The organism is Streptomyces katrae, assembly GCF_000966975.1.
Classification (GTDB): Bacteria; Actinomycetota; Actinomycetes; order Streptomycetales; family Streptomycetaceae; genus Streptomyces; species Streptomyces katrae.
Map to the genome: position 1 here is coordinate 1 of NZ_JZWV01000773.1, position 1,868 is coordinate 1,868.

Genomic DNA, 1,868 nt, shown 5'->3' on the forward strand with positions numbered 1-1,868 from the left:
CCCGCCTGGCCCGCCTCGACGCCCCGGCCGGCGGGCGCGAGGGCGCCGGCTACGGCCCGGAGGGCACCGTCCTGATCACCGGCGGCACCGGCACCCTCGGCCGGCTGGTCGCCCGCCACCTGGTGGCCTCGTACGGGGTCCGGCACCTGCTGCTGACCACCCGTACGGGCCCGGACGCGCCCGGCGCCCGCGAACTGGTCGCCGAGCTCGCCGGGTCGGGGGCCACGGCCACCGTCGCCGCCTGCGACACCGCCGACCGGGCGGCGCTCGCCGCCGTCCTGGCCTCCGTACCGGCGGAGCGGCCGCTGACCGCGGTGATCCATGCCGCGGGGGTCCTCGACGACGGGGTGCTGACCTCCCTCACCGGGGAGCGCGCGGACGCCGTGCTGCGGCCCAAGGTGGACGCGGCGCTGCACCTGCACGAGCTCACCCGCGACCTGGACCTGGCGGAGTTCGTCCTGTTCTCCGGGGCCGCCGGCACCTTCGGCACCTCCGGCCAGGCGCACTACGCGGCGGCGAACGTCTTCCTCGACGCCCTCGCCGCGCACCGGCGGGCGTCCGGCCTGCCCGGCACGGCGGTGGCCTGGGGCTTCTGGGCGGAACGCAGCGCGATGACCGGGCACCTGGACGAGACGGCCGTGCGCCGGCTCGGCCGGGCGGGGATCGCCGAGATGTCCTCCGCGCAGGGCCTGGCCTTCTTCGACGCCGCCCACGGCACCGGGGAGTGCCCGGTCCTGGCGCTGAAGCTGGAGACGGCGGCCCTGCGGGAGCGGGCGGCGGCCGGCACCCTGCCTGCGCTGCTGCGCGGGCTGGTGCGCGTCCCCGCCCGCCGGGCGGCGGCCGTCGGGGCGCAGGGTGCGGAGGGCGTGCGGGCCGCCGCCGGGGCCGGGCCGGAGACGGCCGGTCCCGCCCTGGCCGACCGGTTGGCGGGCCTGCCGGAGGCCGAGCGGACGGAACGGCTCGTGGAACTGGTCGTCGGGCAGGTCGCCGCGGTCCTGGGCCACGCCTCGGCGGCGCAGATCGAGCCGGAACAGGCCTTCAAGGCCCTCGGGTTCGACTCGCTGAGCGCGGTGGAGCTCCGCAACCGTATGAATCGAGCCACGGGGCTGCGGCTGTCGGCGACGCTCGCCTTCGACCACCCGACGCCGCTGGCGCTCGCCGCGCACCTGGGCGAGGAGCTGGCCCGCAGCCGGCGGCCCTCCGCCGACCGGGTGCTGGCCGGCCTCGGCCTCGTCGATGACCTGCTGTCCTCCGTCTCCGGCACGGACGGGGACCGGTCGCGCATCGTGTCCCGGCTGCTGGAGCTGGCGGCGAAGTACGCCGGATCCGGAGCGGATCCCACGGCGGTCTCGACGGCTTCCGTCCCGTTCCTCTCGGCCGATTCAAGTGAGAATCCAGACACCCCGGTGAGCATCGAATCCGCCAGCGACGACGAGCTGTTCGCCCTGATCGACAGCGACGTGTAGCCGGCCCGGAAGACGGCTACTACAGGAACGGGGATCGGCTCCGCGATGGCAGACACCGAGGAGAAGCTCCGCAGTTACCTCCGCAAGGCGACCGCCGACCTCCAGGAGACACGGCGGCGCCTGCGGGAGGCGGAGGCCGCCGCGGGCGAGCCGGTCGCCATCGTGGGGATGGGCTGCCGCTTCCCCGGCGGTGTCACCTCCCCGGAGGAGCTGTGGGAGCTCGTCTCCCGGGGCGGGGACGGGATGTCGGCCTTCCCCGCCGACCGCGGCTGGGACGTGGGCGCGGCCTACTCCCCCACCGGGCACGACCCGGTCGGCGGGTTCCTGTACGACGCGGACCGCTTCGACGCGGACTTCTTCGGGATCTCCCCGCGTGAGGCGCAGGCCATGGACCCCCAGCAG

General features: G+C 76.3%; 2 protein-coding genes. Both read left to right on the forward strand.

What is annotated here, in order from left to right:
• Positions 1-1,466 (forward strand): type I polyketide synthase (locus VR44_RS26275; RefSeq protein ID WP_157880410.1); only part of this gene is annotated, 1,466 nt, incomplete at its 5' end.
• A gap of 45 nt (positions 1,467-1,511) precedes the next feature.
• A partial coding sequence (locus VR44_RS26280; RefSeq protein ID WP_045950080.1) for a beta-ketoacyl synthase N-terminal-like domain-containing protein occupies positions 1,512-1,868 on the forward strand: 357 nt, incomplete at its 3' end.